The sequence below is a fragment of the Pseudonocardia sp. GCM10023141 genome (genome assembly GCF_042653605.1).
Genome location: NZ_JBHSIR010000040.1, coordinates 13500 through 37696 on the forward strand (window position 1 = coordinate 13500; position 24197 = coordinate 37696).

Genomic DNA, 24197 nt, shown 5'->3' on the forward strand with positions numbered 1-24197 from the left:
GCTCTGCGGTAAGGCATTGGCGAGGGGTCCCCCACCTCGGTCAGTGACGGTTCAGCGGGTCCAGCACGAACTCGTGACTCAACCGCTCGGCCGGACCGTCGGCGGTATCGGTCCGGTGGAAATGGGCCACGAGCGAGTCGCGGACGCCGAACACGGGATCGGAGCCCAGGTTCGGGTCGTCGTCTCGAAAGAGCATCGACGTGACAGTGGCGTGGTCGGGCGCCTCGACGCGGACGTGCAGGTGCGCGGGGCGGACGACGGACCGGCCCGCCGCTCGCATCAGCTCGCCCACCGGCCCGTCGGACGGGATCGGGTAGGCGGCCGGCGCGATGGTGGAGAACCACACCCGCCCCTGTGTGTCCGCGGTGAACAGCCCACGCATCGCCGCGGCACCGTCGAGCCCCGGCACATCGACGTCGTACTGACCGGCGCCGTCGCTGTGCCAGACGTCGACCTGAGCCCCTGGCACCGGCCGGCCTGCCGCCGAGCGGACGGTGAGCTCGACATGCAGGGGCACCCCCGGGACACCACCGGAGATGTCGGACCCGTTGCCTACCGCGGGACGCTGGGTGCGGAAGAACGGGCCGAGCACGCTGTTCTCCGTCGCCTCGGTGTCACCGCGCCGGTTGACCTCGTCGACCAGCATCGTGACGCCGAGGACGTCGGAGAGCAGCACGAACTCCTGCCGTTCCGGTGTGCAGAGCTGCCCGGCGCGGGTGAGGAAGTCGATCCCGTGGGCCCACTCGGCCTCGGTGGGCGCGACCTCCCGGACGAACGCGTGCAGGTGCCTGACCAGCGCATCGAGCAACGTGCGCACGCGGCCATCCGCCGCACCGGCCGTCGTGGCGAGCACCTCCGCCGTGAGATCCTGCACGCGTTCCTCCATGTTCGCGTCAGCCCGCGGTCGCAGGCAGGGCCGTCCGCGGCCTCAGCCAGCCACGGGCCTGCTCGAGGAGGGACTCCGCGTCCTCGAGCCGGCAGTGCCCGCCCACGTACATGTCCGGTCGCACCAGGATCGCCCGGGCCTCGCCCTCTCCGATGGCGTACCGCTGGGCCAGCTCACCCAGCTGGTCCGGGATCCGGTGGTCCTCGTCGAAGGCCGCGATGCGGTCGTCGGAGACCAGCACGGACGACACCCGGTCACCGAACGCGGCCCGCATCTGTTCGGCCACCCGCGCGGCCTGCGCGAGGTCTTCCACCTCGCCGGGCCGTGGCACGAACAGCAGGGTGAACCCGCCGTGCCGGAACAGGTCGAACAGCCGTTTGCGCGGCTCTACCACGAGCTGGGCGTCGGGTGCACGATCTCCGGCCTGAGGGCCGGCTACGGGCTCGACGTCCGGACCGGTCACGGTGTCGCGATAATTGTGCGACAGGCCGGAGATCAGCTCGACGGTGCGCTGCTGCCAGCCCGGCTCGCGGGTCAGTGCGATCCGGTCCTCGAGGCCCTTTCCGAAGGCCATCACGATGTCGTGGGTGGACTTGGCGCCCGTGGTGATCTGGGCGCCGATGGGCCGCCGCTCGGCCTCGTAGGTGTCCAGGAGCGAGTCCGGGGCCGCGTCATCGACCACAGCCGCCAGCTTCCATGCGAGATTGAACGCGTCCTGCATGCAACCGTTCATGCCCTGCCCGCCCGCCGGGGAGTGCACGTGGGAGGCGTCGCCGCAGAGCAGAACCCGGCCGTCCCGGTAGCTGCTGGCCGCACTGTTGAGGATCTCCCACTGCGTGGCCCACTGCGGCTCCCCGATCCGCATGCCGATCCCGATCTTGTCGGCCACCATCTGGAACGATCCGCGTGGGTCGTTCGCCTGGGTCATCGCGCCGGCGTCGCTGAGGTAGACCCGCCAGAGCTTGCCGGGCAGCTTGGTGACCAGCATGAACAGGGACTCACCGATGAAGTAGTTCACCCATGAGTCGTCGAAGTCGACGTCCTCGAGCTCGACGTCCATCATGGCCATGACGCCGACCCGGTCCCCGACGAAGTCGATGCCGGCGCTCTGCCGGACCCGGCTGTGCGCGCCGTCGCTGCCGATCACCCAGGCGCTGCGCTGGATCCTCGTCTCACCGGATGCCTTGTCCAGAATCGACAGCGTCACGCCGTCCGCGTCCTGTGTCAGGTCGGTGAACTCCTGGCCGTACTCCGGTCGGATGCCGTAGTGGGCGCACAGGTGTTCGCGCAGCACCTGCTCGAAGTCGTTCTGATTGATCTTGTAGTAGAAGGGGTAGCGGGTCGGCAGGCCGCGGAAGTCCGTGCGCGGCTTCTCGTCCTCGCTCATTCCTTCGAAGTGGTACACGTTGCCCGGACACGGCAGCGCGACCTCCTCGATGCGGTGCGCGACACCGATGTGCTCGAACATCTCCATCGTGCGCGCGTGCAGGGTAAAGGCCCGCGTGGTGTGCGAAGGGCCGGGCCGCTTGTCGAACAGGCGGAGCGAGACGCCACGGCGGGCCAGCTCGTGGGCGGCGATCAGCCCCACCGGGCCTGCCCCGACGATGGCCACGTCGTTGTGGTCGGACATGGGAGTTTCCTTTCGGTCGCTGCGGTGGTGCTCAGTGCGGGTCAGACGGGGGAGCGAGAGCTGCCGGACGCCGTAGCCGGAGACGTCGTCGCCGTTCAGGCCGGGGCTCGTGCCGCGGAGGTGGCGTTCGTGCCGAGCTGCAGCTCGGCACCGACCCTTTCCACCGCCGGGGTCTGCTCGTGGACCTCGACGTGTGCGCCGATCCGGCGCAGCGACCGCGGCAGAGAGGCCCCGGTACCGGCACCGACGACGACCCGCAACGGCGAGGGTCCGAACCTGGTCATGCGTACCTCCCAACGGTCGCACCGAGCGGAACCCCGGTGAGTGCACGTACGGCCTGTTCATGGCCGGCGCGTGCGGCTGGTCCCGCGAACGCGGGCCCGAAGCCGCCTGCGGGGCCGCGGGCCTCGACCACCTGCCCGCGGTCCGGCGTGATCACCGCTACGACGCAGCCGAGCCCGCGCAGCAGGCCCACCTCGGTCGCCAGCCGGCGCGAGACAACCGGTGCGAGGATGAGCACCCGCGAGCCCTCCTCGTCGATCCGGCTGGCGGCGAGATCGGCGTTGGTGGGCGAGCGGTCCGCGCCATCGGCGTAGGGCCGGCCATGGACGAGGACCGGCGGCAGGCCCCCGGACGCCGCGGTGGCGGCGGCCAGGGCGGTGCCGAGCGGCACGCCGTCCCCCCGACCCCACACGGCGATGCGCCCCGAGTCGGCCGCGGCCACGGCGATCCGCAGCGGGGCGGGCCACGGCCCGGGTGGCAGCCGGTCGACCCAGAAGCCCGCCGGGCCGGTTCGCGCGCCGGTGGCGAGCCACGCCGCCCGGGCCGCCATGGCGTCGAAGTAACCGGCGAGATCGGCCCCGCTGCCAAGCCATGCCCCTAGCACGGCGCCGACGGAGGTACCCACCACCTGGTCGGCGACCGTGAGCGGAATGCCGCCCTCGATCAAGCCTGCGACGAGGCCGCCCAGCCAGGCGCCGCCGATCGGCCCGCACGCGCCGAGGACCAAGGCGTCCACCGCGATCAACTCGCTCGCGGCGGCTCGTGGCCGAGTGCCCGGCCGAGCAGCGCCTCGATCGTCGGCACGTCGACCGGCACGGGGTTCGCGGTGCCCGCCGCGGCCTCCGCCACCGCGTGCAGGTGCTCGCGATGGGCACCGAGCTGAGCGAGATCGGTGGCGAGCCCGCAGCCCCGGGCGAGCTCCCACAGCCCGCGCGACGGATCGGCCCCGAGAAAGGGCTCCAGCCGCGCCACCCAGTCCGGGCCGGGGGCTGTGTTGAGGGCCACGACATGCGGCAGCACCACGGCGTGGGTGTCAGCGTGTGACAGGTTCAGCCGCCCGCCCAGCTCGTGGCAGATCTTGTGCTGCAGCCCGGTGCCGGCGCGGCCCAGCGCTGTCCCTGCCAGGAACGCCCCGTACTGCAGGCCGGCGCGGGCTTGCAGGTCCGCCGGATCGTCTACCAGGGTCGGCAGGCTCGCGGTGATCGTGCGGATGGCGTCGACCGCACACGCGGAGGTGAGTGGGTCGCGCTTCGGTGACCACAACGCGGCGAAGCAGTGCGCGATGGCGTTGAAGGCGCTGGGGCCAGTCACCTCGGGCGGCAGGCCGAGGGTGAGTTCCGGGTCGTAGACCACGACGGCGGGCCGCACCCGCTCGTCCGTACCGGTGCGTTTGCGCTGCTCGCCGGTCATCCCGTAAACGGGGGTCAACTCGGAGCCGGCGTAGGTCGTGGGCACGGCGACGATCGGCAGTCCGGTGTCCAGCGCGATCGCCTTCGCCAGGCCGGTGGCCGAGCCGCCGCCCAGGCTGACCAGACCGTCGACCTCGTCCGCCACGGCGGCCTTGCGGGCGCGCTCGGCCAGTTCGATCGGGACGTGCTGGGCGATCTCGTCCCAGCGCAGGGCCAGCCGCTCCCCCAGTGCCGCGACCAGGGCGTCCCCGCCCGGGGCGCGCGAGTCCGCGATCAGCATGACCCGGCGCAGGCCCAGCCGGTCCGCCTCGGCGGCCACCTCCGTGATCCGGCCGGGCCCGAACACCACGCGGACGGGCCGCGCCTCGTAGTCGAAGGGGTCGATGCGCACCGGGGGTGCCGGGGGTGCCGGGGACTGCGTTGTCATCGCAGCGCCTCCTTCAGGAGCATCAGCATCGAGTCGGGGTCGGCCTTATCGGCCAGGTCCGGCCGCTCCGCGAGGCGGGCGACCACGGCGTCCGGGTCGAGGAGAGGGCACACGGCCCCGAGGTCGACCGGCAGGCGGAGGGCTGCGGCGAACCAGCGGAGCGCGTCGGCCGCGGAGCCCGGTCCGGCGAGCTCGCGGACGAGCTCGACCTCTACGCCGACGTGCGGCACCAGGCAGGCCATGAGGGCGCCGTGGTCGGCGCGGTAGGTGGCCCCGAGGTCCTCGGCGACCAGCTGCGCCGGACCGGGGCCCGCGGCCTCGAGGGCGGCGCCCGCGAGCGCCGCGCCCGCGAGCGCCCGATCGCGCAGGCCGGGATCGGCCGGTTCCCGGACCAGCCGCGGCAGCGCCTCCCAGAGCAGACACAGCCCCTCGGTCGCGTCCACCCGCCCGGCCTCCCCGGGCCTAGCGAGCACCTCGACGCAGGCGCCCACGGCGCCCATGCCGCTCGAGGCCAGCACGGGCACCGGTACCTCAGTGAGCAGGTCGGGATCGCGAACGACGACCCGCACGGCCGCCCGCTCCGAGTTCCCGCTCTCCTTACCCCTCTCCGTGGTGACGAAGTACCGCGAGGTCAACTCGGCTCCGGAGAGGGTGGTGGGCACGGCGACGCGAGCAAGGCGCAGCGCCAGTGCCACGATCTTGGCGTAGCCGGCGGCAGAACCGCCGCCGATCGCGATGACGGAGTCGGCGTGCACCTCCTGCGCGGAAGCGACCGCGAGGTTCGCCTCCCAGGAGGGCACGTGCGCCACGGCATCGGTGAAGGTGCCGGTGCAGCGGCCACCGAGTAGGCTCAGCACCCGCTCAGCGGTCCGTGTCACGCCCGGACCGACCACCAGGAGTGACTTGCGCACCCCGAGACGGTCGACGAGCCCGGGAAGCGCCTCCAGCGATCCCCTGCCCGTGGCGAGCAGCGGGGAGGTGCGACCCTCGTCCTCACCGGCGGTGGCCCCGATCATGCACATCCTCGCTTCCGTGGCGCACAACGGCGCCGCCGTGGTCGGTCCGGGTTCGCGTCAGGCCCTCGACGGGGCCGGGATCAGGCGCGCGAGCCCTCGCCGCCGTGGCCGTCCGGGTCGTAGTGCAGCTGATAGCGCTCGTAGCGCTCCGGGCCGATCGCGGCCAGCGCCGCCGGGACCGGGTTCGGGTCCTGGAGGAAGGGCTCCTCCTCGTCGCACGGGTGCTGCCAGGTGGCGAACTCGAGCGCGATCTGGTTGACCGGGTCCTCGAAGTAGATCGAGTGGCAGAACCCGTGGTCCAGCTCGCTCTTGATCTTGACGCCGTTGTCCTCCAGGAGCTTCTTGGCCTTCTGCAGCTCCGCCTCGGAAGGGACCGTGATCGCGAGGTGGTTGCCGGCTCCCAGCAGCGAGTTGTCGGCCGGCACCTCCACGTCCTGGAACTCGAAGAACGCGATCGTGTCCCGATCGCTGATCCGGAAGAAGTAGTGCCGGCTGCCCCCGAGGTTTCCGGGCACGGCACCCGGGAACGGGTCCGGGTTGGGCAGCTGGAGGGTCACGACCACCGGGAATCCGAGGAGGCCGTTATAAAACTTGACGGTCTCTTCCATATTGTTCGTGACGAAAGCCATGTGGTGGCAGCCGGTCGTTCGGACGCCCATGTCATCTCTCCTGTTCATTGCCCTCGACGAGCCAGACGGCCGCCTTATGACGCCGCTCACGTTAACGCGATCTTCTTTCTGCGTCAACAACATCTCCGAATCTCCTCCCGCTGATTCGATTCAGCGCCCGCTCGCACTCATGATCCTTCCCAGGGAACCGCCGGTCGGATCCGTCGAAGCGTGACGTAACGTGTCAGTGAATACTTTCGTCACGAGGAGGCCCGATGTCGATGCCGACGTGTCGCGTCTGTGGACGCCCTTTGGCCCCGGGCGAGCAGGGCCGCCCGCCGCGGTACTGCTCGGCCGCATGCCGTCAGCGGGCATACCGTGCTCGACGCCGAACGCCCGACCCGGGACCCGAGCAGACGCGTCGTCCCCGCCGCGCGGCGCCACCGCCCGAGATCGTGGAGAAGGCCGTCCCCCACCTGAGTTCGCGGGAGCTATTGGCCTGGCGCGGCGTCCTGGAAGTGCAGTCGGCGATCCTGCCCGCCCTGGAAGCGGAGCTGCGCCAAAGCGTCGGCATCACGCTGAGCGAGTTCGACGTGCTCTACCAGCTCTGGCGGACACCGGAGAAGCAGCGGCGCATGATCGACCTCGCCCGCGCGGTGCTCGTCACCCCGGGGGGGATCACCCGCATCGTCGCCCGGCTCGAGGAACGCGGGCTCGTCCGCCGGGTCAGCGCCGCTGGGCGCCAGGCCGTCCTCACCCGCCTGACGCCGCGCGGTGAGCGCGAGACCGCCGCCGCGATGGACGTGCACTTCGACGGAGTCCGCCGCATGTTCATCCAGTACGTGGACAGGGCGGACATCGATCGAGTGATAGAGCTTTGGGCCCGGATCCGCGAGGCGTCACCGGACTCGCATCACCCAGCCGAACAGTCACAGCCGGAGACGTGATCGCTGCCTGTCAGGTGTCCAGAGGCTCCAAGAACTGCCGCAGCCTCCTCGACGCCGGCCCGCCGACAGCCGCCCCCGCAGACCGCTCTTTGTCCAAGTAGGAACCTCAATAGGGCGCCGGTCTCAGACGCCGGGTTGTCATGTCGGGCGTGAGACGGAGGGCGGTCCCTGGCATGCCGGGGGCGGAGGGACGGGCCGGTTGGCGCGGAGGTAGAGCGAGAAGTCGCCTCCGGGTGCAGGCAGCCAGTTCCGGCAGTCGGTCGGATTGCCAGGGCTGCGCCGCCGAGCGGGTCGGCGAGCGGTCCGGATCGTGGTGGAGGTCCTGGTTCTTCGCGCCGAGGGAAGACCTGTCGAGTTCGTTGGCGCGTGGAAGAAGAGGGGTTGTTGTCGAGGGTGAGCGACCAAGAGTACCTGCCGGGCGGGAGGCCGCCCGGCCGGATCGTGATCGCGTAGGTGGGGCCGCCGTGAGTCGGTTTCCGTCGGGTCTCATTGGGGATGTTGACGAAGATGTTGGGCTTGCCCTTCGAGGCAGTAGCGCGCTTGCTCCCCGTGACGGGTCGGACCCCGGCCATGACGGCTGGGAGGGCTTCGGCGAACCTCCGGACAATCAAATGCGTCTCGACTTCGCCCGATTTATCGCTGCTTGCGTCGAAGCTCGGCGCGGCTGACCCGCCTGCCTGCCGCATCGAACCGTGCTGGGCAATCGGATACAGCATCAGCCGGTCCGGTGATCGGCATCCCTCGAGATCCTAACGAAAATGACCTTACGTTGGCAGACCGCCGGGACCAGCCACAGGTGCCGTCGCGATCCCGCGACAGCGCCGCCTCGGGATGACCGCTCCGGAGATCAAGCTGGCCGCGACGAAGCCGAACGCCAGCCAGCAGTAGATGAACATGACGAACGTGGAGCGGCGCCGGGTCGGCGCGAACTCGCTGGCCAGCGCCACGGCGCTCGGGATGGCCGCACCGAGCCCCACTCCGGTCAGAAGCCGCAACACGAGTAGGTGCGTCTAGTCACCTGCCAGCGCACACAGCAGCGTGAGGACGCCGAACAGGGCAGTGAATAAGGACCCGACCAAAACGGGAGCTCCCTGAGCATCTCCCCCTGATTCCCAGGCCGTTCCGTGTGTCGCCAGACAGTAAAGTAAAAACGCGTCGCAGTGAAGCTATGCAACGCTATTAAATCGATCCTCGCAGTTCACCACTGCTCAAGCTGTCGATCTTGCGCGCAAGGCTCCGCACAGTCAGGTCCCCTATCTCATTCTCCGACGGACGACGGACCGGTGCCTGAGTCGGGCGTTTTCCCGAACATTTCCGTTCGCCCGCCAACCACGGCACGCGACGCGACCAATTCAATGAATTGCAGCTCCGTCGCCACATTTGATCCCCTGGAGATCGTTCTGACTGATGGCGCTGGTTCAAGCACTATCACCCGGCGGCGTTCTACGCGGCGCTGCTCAACTCGCAGCCGATGGGCTTCTACTCCCCGCAGCCGCTGGTCGCCGACGGCCGCCGCCACGGGGTGCACGCCCGCGGCCCCGACATCAACCTCCGCCGGGCCGAGGCCGTACTGCAGCTTACGCACACTTTGCACTGTGCCACCTGCCCTGTGTGACTCCCGATGGCGACCGCCGGCCAGCACTCCACCGCCGCCGTGGTCACGCTGTACCTGGTCGCGACGTGGGTGTTGATGCTCGTGGCCCGGCCGCTGGCGCTGTGGAAGGTCGCGATGGTCCCGGCGTCGCTGGCAGCGTTCTCCTACGCGCTGCTCTCGCCGTGGATCTTCGGGAAGGTGTTCTGGGACCTCGACGCCTCCGACCACGCGACGATGCTCGTCGCGCTGATCGTGGCCGCCGCCGGCATGGTGCTACTGATGATCTCCTGGATGGTGCTCGACCGGCGTTGCGCGGCCTCCCCGGAGGCCGCCGCCGCGTCGTGACGACCGCCGACCGGTCGGCAGTCTCTCCGACGTCGGCGAGTTGTCACCTGTTCGAGAGCGTGCTGCCGAACGGGAATGCCAGGAACTCGACGCTACGTTCTTGTGGTTGCAACTATCTCGCCTTGAAAGAGAGTAGCCATGACGGCAGCGCAGACGCCCGACACGCAGACCGAGAACTTCGGTGTTCCCTGGGAGGAGGCCTACGGCTACGTGCAGGCCGTCAAGCGCGGCGACTCCATCTACGTGTCCGGGCAGCTGTCGAACGACGGCGCTGACCTCGTAGCCCCCGCCCCGCTCGACGAGAACAACAAGGTCACCGACTACGGCAACATGGGCGAGCAGATGCGCCAGACGTATCGCAACGCTGAGGCCATTCTCAACCGGTTCGGCGCCTCGCTGACGAACGTCGTGGAGGAGGTCCTCTACGTCCTCGACGTCGACGCGGCGTTCGAGGTGGCCGGACCGGTCCGCAAGGCCGCCTACGGCCGTGAGGACCCGCAGGTGACGAGCACGCTGGTCGGCACGCCGCGGCTGGCCTTCCCCGCGCAGCTGATCGAGATCAAGATGGTCGCGCGCGTCTGACGTCGAGTCGGCGAGTCATCGCCAGGGGCTCGCCGGTATCACTTCGATACTGGCGAGCCCTCCGCTTTCAGCGACCCAGGAAGGCCAGGATCCCGGCGGCGACGGCGGTCGCGTAGCGCTGCCGGCCGTTCGCGAGCGGTGCACCGACGCAGTAGTGCGGCCCGAGGCCGAACCCGAGGTGGCCGCCGGAGCGTCCGAGATCGTCGGTAGTAGCGATGAGCGCGGCCTCGGCGGCGTTGCGTATGTTGGCGCACTCCACGAGCGCGGTCGGCCGGGTCGAGAGGGTTGAGCCCGGCCAGGTCGGGGCGGGCCGACAGGCCGTCCCGGCCGGTGTAGTCGGATACCAGGAACCCGTTGCTGCGCAGGGCGTCGCGCAGCGTGGCTACGAGCACCCGGGCGGGTCCGGCTTGGGTGGGGTTGAGCGGCGGGTCGGCGTAGGCGACGTGGAAACCGTGTCCGGCCGGCGTGGCGCCGTCGGCGTGCAGCGAGACGACGGCATGCTCCCCAGCCGTGCCACGGACGTCGACGCACGGACCGACGCCCGTGTCTGGCCCGTCGCCGTCAGCGGCCCGCTCTCGAGGATCGTGATCAGGTCCCGCAGCGGTACCAGGCTCACCCGCATTCTCGGAGTCGAGGGTCCCCGTCCTGACGACGCGGTCGACCTGGACCGCGACGGTGCGTGCGGCCGTGGCCATGGCAGGGCCGAAGTTGCGGGCGGTCCTGCGGTAGACGAGATTTCCCATCCGGTCGGCGACGTGTGCTCTGATCAGCGCGAGGTCGCCGTGGATCGGGAACTCGAGCACGTAGGCCCGGCCGTCGATCTCCCGGATCTCCTTCCCCGCGGCCAGCGGCGTGCGGACGGTAGTGGGGCTGTAGAAGGCCCCGATGCTGGCCCCGGCAGCGCGCATTCGCTCGGCGAGGTTGCCCTGAGGGACGACTTCGAGTTCGATAAGATCGGCGCGGTAGAGGTCGTCGAACACCCATGAGTCAACCTGGCGCGGGTACGAGCAGATGATCTTCCGTATCCGGCCTGTTGCCAGCAGCATGGCCAGCCCAACATTGTCGTTGCCGGCGTTGTTCGACATGATCGTGAGGTCGGTAGCGCCCTGGCGGATCAGGGTGTCAATGAGGTCGACGGGCATGCCGGCCATGCCGAACCCGCCGATGACGACGGTCGAGCCGTCGGCTGTGCCGGCGACAGCTTCGTCGTGGCCGTCGCAGATCCGGGCGGTCAGGCCCGTGCTCCGGTGACGTTCTCGAGTACGACGGCGAGTGCTTGCCCGACGCCGATGCAGATGGCGGCAACGCCCCACCGTCCGCCGGACTCATGCAGGCGAGCCGCGAGGGTTCCGAGGATCCGGGCGCCCGATGCGCCGAGCGGATGGCCGATGGCGATCGCGCCACCCTTCGTGTTCACGAGTTCGGGGTCGATCTTCCACGCGTCGACACAGGCGAGGGACTGTGCGGCAAAGGCTTCGTTGAGCTCCACGGCGCTCACATCGGCCCACCCGATGCCGGACCTGGCCAACGCCTGCTCGGCCGCCTTGACGGGTGCGAAGCCGAACTCCCGCGGGTCGAGCGCGTGCACTCCGCGGCCGGCGACGCGGGCGATGGGCTCGGTCCCGATGTGCGCGCTCGCGTCGGCCGATCCAAGCAGGACGGCGGCGGCGCCGTCGTTGAGGGGGCTCGCATTGCCCGCGGTGATTGTCCCGTTGCCCCGGAAGGAGGGCTTGAGGCCAGCCAGCTTCTCGGGTGTGGAGTCGTCGCGGATGCTCTCGTCGCGATTCTGATTCACGCCGGGGACCTCCACGATCAGGCCGTCATAGAACCCGTCGGCCCAGGCCTGCGCGGCGAGCCGGTGGGAGCGGGACGCGAACTCGTCCTGGCGGCCGCGCGAGATGGCGAACCGGTCCGCCAGCTGCTCGTTGCACTCACCCAGCGACACCGTCCACTCCGTCGGCATCCGCTCATTCACCAGGCGCCAGCCGAGGGTCGTCGACACTGCGGTGACGTCGCCGGGCGGGAACGAGCGCGACGGCTTCGGCATCACCCACGGCGCCCTGGTCATCGACTCCACACCGCCGGCGAGGACGACGTCGACGTCGCCGACCTCGACGGCGCGTGACGCCTGGATCGCGGCGTCGAGGGACGAGCCGCAGAGCCGGTTCACGGTTGTCGCCGGCAGCGAAACCGGCAGACCTGCCAGGAGCACCGCCATCCGGCCGACGTCACGGTTGTCCTCGCCGGCCTGGTTGGCACAGCCCCAGACGACGTCACCAACCACCGCTGGGTCGAGAGCTGGAGCCTTGCTGAGCACGCCGGTGAGCGCGGCAGCGGAGAGGTCGTCGGGTCGAACGCCGGCGAGCGCGCCGCCGAAGCGACCGAACACCGTGCGCGCACTTGCGTAGAGGTAACAGGACGCCACGTCCCGACAGTAGGAACACCCCGTCCATCACGTCCAGTATTCGTTCATCGTCGATTGATAAGCGACTCGCATAAGATGAGGCAGTGGAGCTGCGACATCTCCGTTCGTTCGCCGTGCTGGCCGAGGAGCGGCACTTCGGGCGCGCGGCCGCCCGACTGCACATCGCCCAGCCCGCACTGTCGCAGCAGCTCAGGCAGCTCGAGCGCGAGACGGGCACACGGCTCATGGATCGCTCCACACGGAGGGTCGAGCTCACCGAGGCAGGCCGGCTCCTCCAAGACCGCGCGATGGAGATCCTCGCCGCCGTTGACCGGACATCCGCCGACCTGAGCCTGCTCGCTGCGGGGCGAGCCGGGCGAGTGCGGCTCGGCTTCGTCGGCACCGCGACCTACGACGTGCTGCCGCAGGTCGCGCTACGGGTCCGCGACGAGCTGCCGGACATCGAGCTCGAACTCCGCGGCGAGCTGCTCGGTCCGGCGCTCATCGACCGACTGCGCGCGGGGGAGCTCGACATCGCCGTGCTTCGACCCGGCTCTGCGGTGATCGATGATCTCGAGGTTCTCCAGCTGCGCGACGAGCCACTGGTCGCGGTCCTTCCAGCCGACCACCCAGAGGCGCGGAGCAACAACCTCGACCTCCGTGGCCTCGACGGGATGCAGCTGATTACGCACCCGTCCGGCCATCGCTCGATGATGCAGCCGCTCGTAGTCGACGCATGCCGGCGAGCAGGCCTCGACCCTCGGGTTCTCGAGGTTGGTGAAACTGGAACGCTGGTCGTCTTCGTCGCAGCGGGTCTCGGTTTCGGGCTCGTACCCGCCTCAGTACGTGCCCTTCGGATCGACGGCGTCGCCTACGTTCCCCTCGCGGGCCAGCAGGTGATCGCTCCGCTTGTCCTCGCGCACCGACCCGAACCTGCTCCGGCTGTTGGCCGAGTGTCCGCGCTCGTCGCTGCTGTCACGGCCGATTCTGAATTGGCCGTCGGACAAAGCTGAGGCAGTCCGGCTGCTGAGCGAGCACGCTCTCCCCTCACCTTCGCAGTCGACCGATGAAGACTCTGCGGTCCGCGGAACCGAGGCGATAGCGACAGTTGGAGTATCGACGTCACCGCTGACTCTGGCGAGCCAATGGCGCGAATGAAGCCTGCCCGACCGCATCGGCGCCGCCGGTCGCGCAGCTGAGACGGAACCGGATCGCCGATTCATCGCGCCAGCCTGGGCGCTTTTGCGGCAAGTCGGTTAGTGGCAGGGCTGCCCGCCAGGTCGACGGGATGCCGGACGAGTCCCTCGATCTACCCGGCCGCGGTCCGCCCCGGAGCCAGCGCGCGGCGGCTCGCCACGCGTCGACCCTCGGACGACCGGCGATCCGCGACCTCTCCGATCCCGCTACCCTTTGCCGTCCGCGGGGGATTGACATCGGAGTCAGCCTGACCGGCGTCGGGCCGGGTCCGTTGCACCGTTCAGCACCCTTGCGCAACGGAGGTCCGGTCTGGGCAGGCTGAGTGTGGCCGCGCGGGGCGCAGCCCCACGAGGTGCTGCTTCAGCCCTTGGCCGCCTGGATGAGACCGGCAGCCAGCTGGTCGGCGGCTGAGAAGAACGGGGAATGGCTCGTCTCGAGGGTGATCCGGTCGAAGGAGTGTCGCGGGAACGCCGCGTCGAGCAGGGCGATATTGGCATCCTGAGCGGCGATCGGGACGGCGCGGTCCTGGGTGCAACGGATCCAGGACCGCGGCACCGAGCCCCACTTCTCCGCGGTGAGCGGCACCGCATCGGAATAGACACGGACCGGACTGTCCGGGGTGAGCTGCCGGATCGCGGCATCGGCGAGCACATCGGGGACGTCGGCATAGAAGCACTGCCGCGCTGTGGACCGGTACTCGGCATCGGCCGAGTCCCAGTTGATGCGCAGGGCACCCGTCGCTGCCGGGTCGGCGACCATCAGCCCTGAGACCAGGGATTCCGCGAACTCAGGAGCGGAGAGCTGATCGAACACCGACCGACCCGGTGTAGGAGCCAGCGCTGCCAGGTAGACCATCCGGTGGAGCAGCTCCGGGACGGCCTCCCCGATGTGGTTCAGCGTCACGCCGGCGGCACTGTGCGCGACGACCACCACCGGTCCGAACGCGGCGTGCAGCGCCCGGACGACGCCCACGGCAGCTTCGGAGATGTCGACGGCGCTCAGCTTCCCGATCGGGGAGCTCGCCCTCGCGAGGACCGCGAGGTCCTGGGCGAGATAGCCGTCGGGGATCGAGGCGTTCAACCCGTGGCCGGGGAGGTCGATTGCCAGCACCGGGTGACCAGCGGCCGTCAGGACGGTCGCGATTGGTTCCCAGCACCACGAGCCGTGCCATGCACCGTGCAGCAACAGGACAGGAGGGAGCGAGACGGAAGGCATGTTGGGTCTCCATCGACGGTGGCAGGCCCGTACCAGACCTTCGGACCTGGCGTAACATTACAGCCAGCAGCCGTAATTTAACCAGGCTCACCTGCGACCTGACTCCCGCTCACAACCACGGATGTCAGCTGTCCCGCCGAGTGGGTCGCCCTGGATCCGCGCTGGTGGAGCTCGTCAGGCCTACTGCGCGGCGATCCCCGGCCACAGCACGGCGACGACCTGCTCGGCGAGGACGTTACGGTCGTGCTCAGCGCGCAGGAACGCCGCGTAGTAGCTGCCGAAGCACATGGTGGCGATGGTGTGAATATCGATGTCGGCCCGCACGTCACCGCGCCTCTGGAGGTCGGCCAGCACTCGTTCGACGAGCTTCACCCTGGGCTCGACGGCGTACTCGAAGACGACCGCGAGCAGCTCCGGGGTGCGGATCGTCTCGCCCATGAAGTTGCCCATGAGGACCATGGCATCCGGATTGAAGTAGCGCGGATCAACTCGCCGGACGGCTTCGGTGAACGCCTCGAGTGCTGGTAGCTCCTCGAGCCTCAGGTTGGGGAAAGTGTCACGTTGGGCCCGGAGCCCATAGTCGAGCGCATCGATGGTGAGCTCGAGCTTGCCCGGCCAGCGGCGGTAGATCGTCGGCCGGGACACGCCGGCATCGGAGGCGATCTCGCCGATGGTCATCTTCGAGTAGCCGTCCAGGACCAGTCGCCGCCGGGTGGCCGTGATGATCGCATCGTCGAGCGCAGGATCCCGAGGTCGACCACCGCGCGAGGCGGCCGCCGCTGCGCCGACCTCCAAGATCGCCTTCTGTGAGTCCATCATGACCCCATTGTCGGACACAGGGCGCGCTGCCTCCACCGGATTACGTTACAGATATTGACTGTAACCTTGAGTTCGTCCTACCGTCCTCCATGTGCGGGACTCCCCGCTCCGGCATCGCCGCCAGAAGGAGGCAGGACATGGGCTCCACAGCTGAGGATCTGATCCAGCGCAGCATCCCGTTGATCAACGAGATCAAGAACCGCACCGCGGGAGTCGAGCTGGAGACCTGGCTCAACGAGACCCGGGGCCCCGACACAGAGCTGTGGGACGACCTCGCCCGCCTGGTCAAGGAAGGCGTGGCTGACGGCTGGGCCGCCAACATCGAGGTCGACGGCCCCAATTATCGCCGGAGCCGGATCGCCGAGCCGAGCGAGGAACTGAGCTACTTCAGCATCACGGCGGTGTACATGAACAGCGTTCCGGTCTACCGCGGCCAGTACCACCAGCACCCTTACGGCGAGATCAACATGGTCGTGCCCCTGGACCCCGACGCCCTGCTGCGTGGCCCGCGCGGGTGGCAGGGGGCAGGATGGACGGCGCCCGACCCGGGAAGCCACCACTACCCCGAGGTCACAGGTGGGGGGATCATCGCCCTGTTCTATCTGCCCGCGGGACGCATCTCCTACGACATCACAGCGCCTGACACGCTCTGACCAGTGACGGACCAGCCGATGCACGATGCGGACACGGCCCCTCCACACGGATCGCCCCCCGGTGCGGCGACCGTCGAAGAGGCCTTGCTCTCCCGTCGAAGCGTTCGCGCGTTCCTGCCGATCGACATCCCGCGCGTCGAGATCGAACGACTGCTGAGCCTGGCTTCGAGGTCGGCCAGCAACTCCAACTGTCAGCCGTGGCATGTTCACGTCCTGACCGGCGAGCCGAAGCAACGCCTGACCGAGGCGCTTTGGCAGGCGCTGGACGGCGACGAGCGCGTCGCCGAGCGGGAGTACCCGTTCCAGCCGGCACCGGACGACTGGCAGGAACCGTATCGAACCCGACGACAGGCCTTCGGCGAAGGCCTCTATCACGGGACGCTCAGGATCGAGACGTGCGACTCCGAGGCCCGCCAAGCCCACCATCGGCGCAATTACGACTTCTTCGGCGCCCCGGTCGGCCTCATGCTCACTGTCAGCAGGCATCCGCTCGACAGCGCGCTCATCGACGGCGGACTGTTCCTGCAGGCGCTCATGCTCGTTGCCCGACAGGCAGGGCTCGACACCTGTCCGCAAGCCTCATTCATCGACTTCTACCCGGTGATTCGCCACCACTTGCACATCCCGGATGATCAGATAGTCGTCTGTGGAATCGCTCTCGGATACGCTGACCGAGAACATGCCCTCAGTCGTTATCAGACCTTGCGCGAACCGGTCGGGAACTTCACCACTTTCTACGACGACGAACCGGCCCGACATCTTCCGCACGGCGGCTCGTCGCCGCGCGTCGAGTCCACGGGCCGCTGACCGGTCAAATCCGTCGCCATCGGCCATGACGATGTCCGGCGGGTCGCGCTGCGGGTCGCGGAGCTGCAATTCACATGAATTGCTCCCGCTGCATGCCAGGGCCGACAGGCGGACGGGGATGTCTGGGACCTGCCCGGCTCAGGCACGGGCCCGTCGCCTGCCGGAGCATGCGATTTAGAGCATAGTTGTGCGGAGCCCGGCGCGGAAGATCGACAGGCTCAGCAGCGATGAACTGCGAGGATCGATTTAATAATCGCGTTGCATAGCTTGACTGTGACGCGTTGTTTTCTTTACCGTCTGGCGACACACGGAACGGCCTGGGAATCAGGGGGAGATGCTCAGGAGCTCCCGTTTCGGTCGGGTCCTTATTCTCGCAGCCAAGCCGAATCAACGGTGGCGGTCGCGTAACCCATGCGAAAGGCGATATCGCCGTGTCTTCTCAAATATCGGTACCGGGCCCCGCGGTGCGCCTGGACGTGCTGATCGACCGTCGACCAGTGGGCAGGTTCCACTTCCTGGTCCTGGCACTGACCGGCTCGGTCATGTTTCTCGATGGTCTCGACACCCAGATGATCAGTTTCATCGCCCCGGCGGTCGCCAACGAATGGTCACTTCCGGTCGCGGCTCTCGGTCCGATCTTCTCGGCATCGATCGTCGGCCTCATGGTCGGATACCTGCTCTTGTCGCCCCTGGCCAATCGGATCGGGCATCGGAAGCTCGTCATCGTCGCCACTGCCCTGTTCGGCGTCCTCACGCTGCTGTGTGCGCTGGCAGGTGACCAGACGCAGCTACTCGTGCTGCGACTGCTGACCGGAGTGGGACTCGGTGCGACCATCCCGAGCGCCGTGGCGCTGGCCAGCGAGTTCGCGCCGACCCGGCGCCGCTCCACATTCGTCATGTTCATCTACTGCTGGCTTGCGCTCGGCTTCGTCGCCGCCAGTTTGATCTCCGGAGCGGTCATTCCGGCCTGGGGGTGGCGGCCCATGTTCGTACTCGGCGGCATCCTCCCGCTGCTCCTGGTGCTCGTCCTGCTGCGGTTTCTACCCGACTCCCCGAGCTATCTGCTGGTCCGCGACGAAGCTCGGGCCCACGCCACCCTCCGCCGCCTCGACCCGGATCTCGGCCCGGCAACGCGGGTGCTGCCTGCCGAGCGCAGTTCTGGAGTCACCGGGGCGCCGGGAAAGACCCATTCCCCGCTGTTCGAGCTGTTCCAGCGGCACTGGCTGGTCAGCACGGCGCTGTTGTGGATCGCGTTCATGCTCAACCTGGGCGTCTTCTACGCCGTTCAGAGCTGGCTGCCCACGATCCTGGGCCGGCTCGGTCACGCCCCCTCGACCGCGGTAGCCGCGACAGCGCTCACGACAGTCGGCGGGATCGCTGCGGCGATCGTGATCGGACCCTCGATGGACAGGCGCGGGCCGTACGGGACGCTCAGCGCGGTCTATCTCCTCGGCGCAGTGTTCGTGTCCGTGCTCGCGTTCGCGGTCACAGGATCGAGCTGGATGCTGCTCGTCGCGGCGTTCCTCGCCGGCACCTGCATCACCGGCGGTCAGATGAGCGTCATCGCGCTGGCCACGATGCTCTATCCTCCGCGGATCCGTCCGACCGGCGTCGGCTGGGCGCTGGGCATCGGCCGGATCGGCGGGATCCTTGGCCCGCTGCTGGTCGGGTTCGTCCTGGGCAGTGGCGCGACGCCCCGAACCGTGTTCCTGGCGATGGGGGTGGTCCTCGTCGTGGCCAGCGCGGCAGTGTTCGCCCTGGCCAAGGCCTCCCGCTCGACCCGGGCCGCCTCACAGGAACACCCCAGCGAACCGCCGACTTCCGGCGCAGGCGCCGACATCATGAGCACGGAAGACGCGTCCTCGCGTCAACCACGACAGGTCACGGTCGCCGAGGACTGACCGGCGACCCACGACGGGAACGGGCGGGCGGGCGGGGCCCGATACCGGACGTCCGCCGCAAGGCCTTCGCGCGGTGATCCACTTCGGGTGAGGCTGACGGTGTGGGTGCTGGTGACGTGTCACCAGCACCCACACCGCGATGCGACGGAAGGACGTCATCGCTCCGTCGGACAGCAGCTCGACTTACGCGGCGCCGTCGGTCTTGAGGGCGGTAGCGATCCGGGCGACGCGCTCCCCCTGGTAGCGGGCGGAAGCCCGGGCCGTGTCGTCGACGGGCGCCTCACCTCGACGCCCGACGTGGCTGCTGCCGTAGGGGTTCCCGTCGGCGAATTTGACGGGGTCGGTGTATCCCGGCGCGACGACGATGCCACCGAAGTGGTGGAACGTGGCGTACAGGGCGAGCAGCGTCGATTCCTGGCCGCCGTGAGCGGTGTCGGTCGTCGTGAAGCCGGAGTACACCCTGTCCGCGAGCAGCCCCTGGGCCCACTGTGGACCGAGCGTGTCGAGGAACTGCTTGAGCTGGCTGGCGATGTTGCCGAACCGGGTCGGCGACCCCATCACGATGCCGTCGGCCCACACCAGGTCATCGGGCGTGGCAATGGGTACGTCGCGGGTCGCTGCGACGTGCTCGGCCCACGCGGGGCGCGACGCGATTGCCGCCTCGGGTGCGAGCTCGGTGACCTTGCGGAGGCGGACCTCGGCGCCGGCCTTCTCCGCTCCGATCACGACCTCTTTCGCGAGCTCGTGCGCAGTGCCGGTGGCGGAGTAGTAGACGACAGCCACCCTGGTCAGCTCGGGCATGCGGATCCTCTCGATTCGTGGCTACTGGAACAGCCAATACATTACAGCTAGAATATGTAACGTATCAGAATCGGGTCGTACCGTCTCGTGATGTGCGCCGTGACAAGTCGGATGTCGCCTCCACCCGGGCGGCTGCGATCAGGGGGCGGCGCTGTCGAGGGATCGCGGCGGCACCCGTGGCTGGTCCCGGCGGTCTGCCAGCGTGAGGTCATCGCGGTAGTCGCCCGGCGAAGGCCCGCATCGCGCCTTGAACACGCGGCCGAATAGCTGGCGTCGGCGAATCCCCAGCGGCGCGCAACGGAGGAGATCGGCACGTCGTGGTTCTGCAGCTCGGGCAGGAGCTCTGGCGAGCCGTCGCTGGCGCATGTGGCTGCCGAACGTGGAACCGCCCGCGGCGAAGATCCGGTGCAGCGTTCGAACCGACACGCCGTGGGCAGTGGCGGCGACCTGGCGGACACGTCCCTGAACGGCAGCTGTCCGCCGATCCAGTGCTCGATCGCCAAGCGGATGGTCGACGACGTCACACAGTCCTTGCGGAGCTCCGGGTTGAGGACCGCAGCGAGCGATTCGAGGGTGGCCCGGCGGGCGCCGTCGATCGCCTCGCTCGGCGCAAGCGGGCGGATCCGCCACACTGAGTCGACGTGCGACGTCGGCGGTCGGAGTGCCGGACTCGAGTCGGCGCTCGACGTGGAGGAAGGCATGGGGCAACTGGCGGCGGGAGACTATCCGCAGGTCGGCGGATGACCGCCTAACCCGTTCCACTCGTCAACAATGCACTGGAGTGGCGATGCAGTATCAACCTCTCGCGTCGTCATCGACAACGCTTCGGTCTTACCCAAGCCCGTCGCGAAGATCCCCGTGATGATGGGCGGCGGTGGCGCCAACCTGGGCCGCAGCACCAGTTCCCGTGCCGTGCAGCCGATCGCCCAGCGCGCCGACGGCTTGCGCTGCTCACCACGCCAGGCCCGGAGGGAGCCAAGGAACTGCGGGCCAGTTGGGACCGGATCCGGGAAACGGCTTCCGGATATGGCCGGGACACCCGCCAGATGGAGATGATCGTGGTGGGAACGTCACCTTCAGCGACCGTCCGGCCGGACGTGGCTGATCGGCGTTCGTTGGCACTCTCGACCAGATCATGGACGACATCCACACGGCCGCCGAGGCGGGCGCGGACGAGCTCATCGTGGATCTGAATCTGCAGGACTGGTTCACCAGCACGCGCCAGATGCTCGAGACGGCGGTGGAGATCTGCGACCGGTCCGTGGCCGCCAGTGTTGGACCGCCGCGCGCGGGGCATCGGCATCGACATGGGCCTGTCAAACGGCGAGCAACTCGCGTTGCAGTTCGCGTGATCCTTGCAGGTCGGCGAGGGCGATGGCGCAGTGGATTCGGCCGCGATCGACCACAACGGCGCGCTCGGCGAGCCGGGCGGCGAAGTCGATCTTCTGCTCGACAACGACCAGGGTGACCCCACGGGCCACGTTCACGTCGACGAGCAGGTCGGCCATCGTGTCCAGGATCGAGGGTTGGATGCCCTCGGTCGGCTCGTCGAGGACGAGGAGGCGGGGCCGGGTGAGCAGTGCCCGGGCGATCGCGAGGACCTGCTGCTGGCCGCCGCTGAGGCTGCGGGCCGCGTGCCCGGCGCGTTCGGCCAGCATCGGGAACTCCTCGAGGATCTGCTGGATCTCGCGGCGCCAACCTGCACCGTGCACTGCGCAGGCGGACACCTTCAGATTCTCGAGGATGCTCAGCTCACCGAAGATCCCCCGACCTTGCGGGACATGGGCGATCCCCGCGCCCACGCGCTTGTGGGCGGCCAGTCGATCTATGCGCTCGCCGTCGAGGCGGATCTTCCCTGCGGTCACCGGGATCGCCCCGACGACGGCCCGAACGAGGGTGGTCTTGCCCACGCCGTTGCGTCCCAGAACCGCAAGTCGTTCACCGGTACGAACGGTCAGGTCGACACCGTGCAGGACGGGCTGGTCGGGATAGCCCGCCTGGACGCCTTCAAGCTCGAGCATTGTGCCGCCCCAGATAGATGTCGAGAAGCCGCTCGTCGGCCTCCAGTGCGTCGAGCTCACCGCGCATGAGGACCTGCCCGAGGTGCATCACGGTGATCGGCGCGCCGAGCTCGCGGACGAATCCCATGTCGTGGTCGATGACGACCACGCTGCAGTGCTCGGAGAGGGTGTGGATCAACGCCGCCATCCCGGCGGTCTCGTTGACCGTCATGCCGGCCGTGGGTTCGTCGAGCAGGATCAGCGATGCTCCGGACGCCATGACCATAACGATCTCGAGCCGCTGCTGGTCGCCGTGTGACAGGGTGCCGGCGACGGTCGCACCGGCCAGCCCCAGCCAGCTGACGAGGTCGTCCGCGGCGGCCGTCGCCTCCTTCACCGAGCGTCGGGCGCGGGGTGCGTAGGCGGCGACCCAGAGGTTCTCGCGGACCGTGAGGTCGGCAAAGACGCTCACCACCTGCCGCTTGGTCCCGATGCCGGCCCTGGCCCTGCGGTGCGGGAGCATCCGGCTCACGTCGGTCTCGCCGAGCCGTACGGTGCCGGTGTCGATCTTGACAGTGCCGTTGACGAGGCCGAAGAAGGTGCTCTTGCCTGCTCCGTTGGGGCCGATGACGACCTGGAGCCCGGTCGCCGGTAGGTCGAGGTCGATCGCGTCGACCACCGTAACCGCCCCGTACCGCTTGGTCAGGCCCGACACGACGAGCGACGCCTGGGTGTCCGATGGCGGTCGCGCGCCGAGCACGTGGCTGAGGTCGTGGCTCGACGAGGCCTGGGCCAGCGATCCGTCGACCGGTATTGGCTTCTTCCGCGCGGGTGCGAACCGCCGGGTCAGTCGTCGTGCCGTGGTCACCAACCCGTTCGGCAGGAGGATCACGGCGGCGATCAGAATCGCGCCGAGGTAGATCAGCGCGTACCGAGCGTCCTCACCGCCGAGCCAGGACGTGAGCGCCTCGACCGCGAACACCCCGACGAACGCGCCTACCGGGCTGGTGCGGCTCCCGACGAGGACCCAGATGACGATGATGATCGCGGACTTGAGGCCGAAGATGGTGGGTGAGGCGAACTGGCCCCAGGCGGCGAACAACGCGCCGGCTCCCCCGGCGAGACAGCCACAGACCACGAATAGCATCGTCCGGCGGGCGCGGACGTCATAGCCGAGGAGCTCGGCCCGCAGCTCGTTGGACCGCACTGCCGCCGCGATGCGGCCGAAGGGCAGGTCCAGGCACCACCAGACGAGGGTGAGTGCCACGACCGCCGCGCCGCAGACCACGAAGAACAGGCTCTGCCCGGTGATCCGCTGTCCGAAGAGCATCGGCGCCGGGATCCCCACGAGGCCGTTGAAGCCGCCGATCGGAGCGTCCCCGATGCGGTAGGCCGGATCCGCGGTGCTGTTGATCAACACGAACAGGACCAGCGTCAACGCGAGGGTGATGATGCCGACGTTCACCTCGCTGACCCGCCCGTAGAACATCAGGTACCCGATGACGAGCGAGACGAGCGCCGCGACCACCAGCGCCGCGAGTCCGCCCAGGAGCATCGAGTTGGCCGCGCCGCGGCCGAGGTTGATCGCGACGATGCCGAACGCGTACCCGCCCAGTCCGTACAGGGCGGTCTGACCGAGGCTGAAGATGCCGCCATGACCCCACAGCAGGACGAGCGAGAGGGCGAGAATGCCCTCGATGGCCCAGAGGGTGAGCTGATCGAGATCTTGTGGCCGCATCACGAGGCCCACCACGACGATGGGCACCAGCACCGCAAGCGGCGCGACGACCTTGGCGCGCTTCTTCATCGTCGTCCTCCGGTCAGACCGCGGGGCATGAATCGCACGATCACCACGGCGATCAGCAGCAGCGCCAGCGTCCCGACCAGCGGGCTCTGCCAGGTGCTCAGGATGTTGTCCGTGCCGCCGAGGGCGAACGAGGCGGCCGCAGTACCGACCACGGCGTTGGCCCCGCCCACCATGACGGTCATGAACGCCTTGGCGATGAAGGTCGCGCCCATCGTCGGGCTCACCCCGAGGAAGGGCGCGAGTAGGCCACCGGCGAATCCGGTGAACGCCGCCGCGCTCGTGAACGCGATCGTCCGCACGCGGCGGGTGTCGACCCCGAGGGTGCGGGCGTCGATCTCGGACTGAGCCGCCGCCCGGATGAACAGGCCAGTGCGGGTCCGCCGGAGCACCAGCGCCAGTACCACGATCGACACCACGGCCGCTGCGATGAGGACCAGGTTGTAGACCCCGACGGTGTAGGCGGCCCCGACCTGGATGGATCCCAGGGGGATCGACAGGCCTTCCGATGTGGTGCCGAAGAGCAGGACCGCCACCTGCGTGACGATCAGGCTCACCCCCCACGTGGCGAGCATGCAGTCCGTTGGCCGCCCGTCGAGCCGGCGGACGAGCGTGACCTCGAGGACCCACCCGAACACGGCGAGCAACGCCGCCGCGACAAGCAGGGCGATGACGAAGGGCACGCCCGAGCGGGTGAGCGTCACCGTGGTGAACGCTCCCATCATCACGAACTCGCCATGGGCGAGGTTGATGATTCCCCGGGTGGTGAACACCACCGCGAGACCGAGGGACAGCAGAGCGAGCACCGAGATACCGGTGACGAAGGAGACAGTCAGGACGACGACGTCAGCCACGGCTTGCACAGCTCCT

Annotated in this window: 24 protein-coding genes; 8 read left to right on the forward strand and 16 right to left on the reverse strand. The window is 68.9% G+C overall.

The window, feature by feature from the left end; translation table 11 throughout:
• Nucleotides 1-40: 40 nt before the first annotated feature.
• The 7 genes from ACFPFQ_RS24070 to ACFPFQ_RS24100 all read right to left on the reverse strand — a co-directional run bounded on the left by ACFPFQ_RS24070 (nt 41) and on the right by ACFPFQ_RS24100 (nt 6309).
• On the reverse strand, nt 41-874 hold the full coding sequence (locus ACFPFQ_RS24070; RefSeq protein ID WP_379622555.1) for a dioxygenase: 834 nt from the start codon (nt 872-874) through the stop codon (nt 41-43).
• A 19-nt stretch (nt 875-893) separates the two neighbouring features.
• Entirely contained in the window at nt 894-2516 is a 1623-nt protein-coding gene (locus ACFPFQ_RS24075) for an FAD-dependent oxidoreductase (RefSeq protein ID WP_379622557.1), read from the reverse strand.
• Between the two features lie 95 nt (nt 2517-2611).
• Nucleotides 2612-2800, reverse strand: coding sequence for a hypothetical protein (locus ACFPFQ_RS24080; RefSeq protein WP_379622559.1), 189 nt, complete (start codon nt 2798-2800; stop codon nt 2612-2614).
• Nucleotides 2797-3534, reverse strand: a complete 738-nt coding sequence (locus ACFPFQ_RS24085) for a hypothetical protein (protein WP_379622561.1) — start codon at nt 3532-3534, stop codon at nt 2797-2799. The genes ACFPFQ_RS24080 and ACFPFQ_RS24085 overlap by 4 nt, the downstream gene beginning before the upstream one ends.
• A gap of 5 nt (nt 3535-3539) precedes the next feature.
• Nucleotides 3540-4634, reverse strand: a complete 1095-nt coding sequence (locus ACFPFQ_RS24090) for a maleylacetate reductase (protein WP_379622563.1) — start codon at nt 4632-4634, stop codon at nt 3540-3542.
• Nucleotides 4631-5650, reverse strand: coding sequence for an iron-containing alcohol dehydrogenase (locus tag ACFPFQ_RS24095; RefSeq protein WP_379622565.1), 1020 nt, complete (start codon nt 5648-5650; stop codon nt 4631-4633). The genes ACFPFQ_RS24090 and ACFPFQ_RS24095 overlap by 4 nt, the downstream gene beginning before the upstream one ends.
• A gap of 80 nt (nt 5651-5730) precedes the next feature.
• Nucleotides 5731-6309 carry a VOC family protein gene (locus ACFPFQ_RS24100; protein ID WP_379622567.1) on the reverse strand — a complete coding sequence of 193 codons (579 nt, stop codon included), beginning with the start codon at nt 6307-6309 and terminating at the stop codon, nt 5731-5733.
• 404 nt (nt 6310-6713) lie between these two features.
• Here ACFPFQ_RS24100 and ACFPFQ_RS24105 point away from each other — a divergent pair, with 404 nt between their 5' ends.
• Nucleotides 6714-7205, forward strand: coding sequence for a MarR family winged helix-turn-helix transcriptional regulator (locus ACFPFQ_RS24105; RefSeq protein WP_379622569.1), 492 nt, complete (start codon nt 6714-6716; stop codon nt 7203-7205).
• A 764-nt stretch (nt 7206-7969) separates the two neighbouring features.
• On the opposite strand, the gene ACFPFQ_RS24110 is transcribed toward ACFPFQ_RS24105, so the two are convergent.
• Entirely contained in the window at nt 7970-8203 is a 234-nt protein-coding gene (locus ACFPFQ_RS24110) for an MFS transporter (protein WP_379622571.1), read from the reverse strand.
• Nucleotides 8204-8826: 623 nt separating this feature from the next.
• On the opposite strand from ACFPFQ_RS24110, the gene ACFPFQ_RS24115 reads away from it, so the two are divergent.
• Nucleotides 8827-9144 carry a hypothetical protein gene (locus tag ACFPFQ_RS24115; RefSeq protein ID WP_379622573.1) on the forward strand — a complete coding sequence of 106 codons (318 nt, stop codon included), beginning with the start codon at nt 8827-8829 and terminating at the stop codon, nt 9142-9144.
• 138 nt (nt 9145-9282) lie between these two features.
• A complete protein-coding gene (locus tag ACFPFQ_RS24120) occupies nt 9283-9726 on the forward strand; it encodes a Rid family hydrolase (RefSeq protein WP_379622574.1) in 444 nt (147 codons plus the stop codon).
• 38 nt (nt 9727-9764) lie between these two features.
• Here ACFPFQ_RS24120 and ACFPFQ_RS24125 read toward each other — a convergent pair whose 3' ends face one another.
• Both ACFPFQ_RS24125 and ACFPFQ_RS24130 read right to left on the reverse strand, forming a co-directional pair.
• On the reverse strand, nt 9765-11039 hold the full coding sequence (locus tag ACFPFQ_RS24125) for a 3-oxoacid CoA-transferase subunit A (RefSeq protein WP_379622576.1): 1275 nt from the start codon (nt 11037-11039) through the stop codon (nt 9765-9767).
• Entirely contained in the window at nt 10958-12151 is a 1194-nt protein-coding gene (locus ACFPFQ_RS24130; protein WP_379622578.1) for a thiolase family protein, read from the reverse strand. Before ACFPFQ_RS24130 ends, ACFPFQ_RS24125 begins: the two co-directional genes overlap by 82 nt.
• Before the next feature lie 83 nt (nt 12152-12234).
• Between ACFPFQ_RS24130 and ACFPFQ_RS24135 the strand changes: the two genes are divergently transcribed.
• On the forward strand, nt 12235-13143 hold the full coding sequence (locus tag ACFPFQ_RS24135; RefSeq protein WP_379622580.1) for a LysR family transcriptional regulator: 909 nt from the start codon (nt 12235-12237) through the stop codon (nt 13141-13143).
• 544 nt (nt 13144-13687) lie between these two features.
• Here ACFPFQ_RS24135 and ACFPFQ_RS24140 read toward each other — a convergent pair.
• Both ACFPFQ_RS24140 and ACFPFQ_RS24145 read right to left on the reverse strand, forming a co-directional pair.
• Nucleotides 13688-14542 carry an alpha/beta fold hydrolase gene (locus tag ACFPFQ_RS24140; protein WP_379622582.1) on the reverse strand — a complete coding sequence of 285 codons (855 nt, stop codon included), beginning with the start codon at nt 14540-14542 and terminating at the stop codon, nt 13688-13690.
• Nucleotides 14543-14722: 180 nt separating this feature from the next.
• Complete coding sequence (locus ACFPFQ_RS24145) at nt 14723-15397, reverse strand: TetR/AcrR family transcriptional regulator (protein WP_379622584.1); 675 nt, start codon at nt 15395-15397, stop codon at nt 14723-14725.
• Nucleotides 15398-15498: 101 nt separating this feature from the next.
• Between ACFPFQ_RS24145 and ACFPFQ_RS24150 the strand changes: the two genes are divergently transcribed.
• The 3 genes from ACFPFQ_RS24150 to ACFPFQ_RS24160 all read left to right on the forward strand — a co-directional run bounded on the left by ACFPFQ_RS24150 (nt 15499) and on the right by ACFPFQ_RS24160 (nt 18722).
• A complete protein-coding gene (locus ACFPFQ_RS24150) occupies nt 15499-16014 on the forward strand; it encodes a DUF4863 family protein (protein WP_379622586.1) in 516 nt (171 codons plus the stop codon).
• 3 nt (nt 16015-16017) lie between these two features.
• Nucleotides 16018-16821, forward strand: a complete 804-nt coding sequence (locus ACFPFQ_RS24155; protein ID WP_379622588.1) for a nitroreductase — start codon at nt 16018-16020, stop codon at nt 16819-16821.
• Nucleotides 16822-17102: 281 nt separating this feature from the next.
• Nucleotides 17103-18722 (forward strand): MFS transporter, encoded by a 1620-nt coding sequence (locus tag ACFPFQ_RS24160; protein ID WP_379622590.1) that lies wholly within the window; start codon nt 17103-17105, stop codon nt 18720-18722.
• Nucleotides 18723-18905: 183 nt separating this feature from the next.
• On the opposite strand, the gene wrbA is transcribed toward ACFPFQ_RS24160, so the two are convergent.
• The gene (gene wrbA / locus ACFPFQ_RS24165) at nt 18906-19523 is read right to left on the reverse strand and encodes an NAD(P)H:quinone oxidoreductase (protein ID WP_379622592.1); all 618 of its coding nucleotides are present in this window, start codon (nt 19521-19523) and stop codon (nt 18906-18908) included.
• Between the two features lie 366 nt (nt 19524-19889).
• Here wrbA and ACFPFQ_RS24170 point away from each other — a divergent pair, with 366 nt between their 5' ends.
• A complete protein-coding gene (locus tag ACFPFQ_RS24170) occupies nt 19890-20267 on the forward strand; it encodes a hypothetical protein (protein WP_379622594.1) in 378 nt (125 codons plus the stop codon).
• Nucleotides 20268-20839: 572 nt separating this feature from the next.
• On the opposite strand, the gene ACFPFQ_RS24175 is transcribed toward ACFPFQ_RS24170, so the two are convergent.
• From ACFPFQ_RS24175 to ACFPFQ_RS24185, 3 genes are read right to left on the reverse strand one after another with little or no spacing between them, the layout of a single operon-like run.
• Complete coding sequence (locus ACFPFQ_RS24175; RefSeq protein WP_379622596.1) at nt 20840-21604, reverse strand: ABC transporter ATP-binding protein; 765 nt, start codon at nt 21602-21604, stop codon at nt 20840-20842.
• Nucleotides 21531-23330 (reverse strand): ABC transporter permease subunit, encoded by a 1800-nt coding sequence (locus ACFPFQ_RS24180; RefSeq protein ID WP_379622598.1) that lies wholly within the window; start codon nt 23328-23330, stop codon nt 21531-21533. Before ACFPFQ_RS24180 ends, ACFPFQ_RS24175 begins: the two co-directional genes overlap by 74 nt.
• Nucleotides 23327-24181 carry a branched-chain amino acid ABC transporter permease gene (locus ACFPFQ_RS24185; protein ID WP_379622599.1) on the reverse strand — a complete coding sequence of 285 codons (855 nt, stop codon included), beginning with the start codon at nt 24179-24181 and terminating at the stop codon, nt 23327-23329. Before ACFPFQ_RS24185 ends, ACFPFQ_RS24180 begins: the two co-directional genes overlap by 4 nt.
• Nucleotides 24182-24197: the final 16 nt, after the last annotated feature.

What these genes read in the sequence shown, in the direction of transcription:
- ACFPFQ_RS24080 (WP_379622559.1), bottom strand. Translation starts at nt 2,800, where the DNA reads ATGACCAGGTTCGGACCCTCGCCGTTGCGGGTCGTCGTCGGTGCCGGT.
- ACFPFQ_RS24140 (WP_379622582.1), bottom strand. Translation starts at nt 14,542, where the DNA reads ATGCCTTCCGTCTCGCTCCCTCCTGTCCTGTTGCTGCACGGTGCATGG.
- ACFPFQ_RS24090 (WP_379622563.1), bottom strand. Translation starts at nt 4,634, where the DNA reads ATGACAACGCAGTCCCCGGCACCCCCGGCACCCCCGGTGCGCATCGAC.
- ACFPFQ_RS24120 (WP_379622574.1), top strand. Translation starts at nt 9,283, where the DNA reads ATGACGGCAGCGCAGACGCCCGACACGCAGACCGAGAACTTCGGTGTT.
- wrbA (WP_379622592.1), bottom strand. Translation starts at nt 19,523, where the DNA reads ATGCCCGAGCTGACCAGGGTGGCTGTCGTCTACTACTCCGCCACCGGC.
- ACFPFQ_RS24100 (WP_379622567.1), bottom strand. Translation starts at nt 6,309, where the DNA reads ATGGGCGTCCGAACGACCGGCTGCCACCACATGGCTTTCGTCACGAAC.
- ACFPFQ_RS24150 (WP_379622586.1), top strand. Translation starts at nt 15,499, where the DNA reads ATGGGCTCCACAGCTGAGGATCTGATCCAGCGCAGCATCCCGTTGATC.
- ACFPFQ_RS24075 (WP_379622557.1), bottom strand. Translation starts at nt 2,516, where the DNA reads ATGTCCGACCACAACGACGTGGCCATCGTCGGGGCAGGCCCGGTGGGG.
- ACFPFQ_RS24115 (WP_379622573.1), top strand. Translation starts at nt 8,827, where the DNA reads ATGGCGACCGCCGGCCAGCACTCCACCGCCGCCGTGGTCACGCTGTAC.
- ACFPFQ_RS24180 (WP_379622598.1), bottom strand. Translation starts at nt 23,330, where the DNA reads ATGAAGAAGCGCGCCAAGGTCGTCGCGCCGCTTGCGGTGCTGGTGCCC.
- ACFPFQ_RS24095 (WP_379622565.1), bottom strand. Translation starts at nt 5,650, where the DNA reads ATGATCGGGGCCACCGCCGGTGAGGACGAGGGTCGCACCTCCCCGCTG.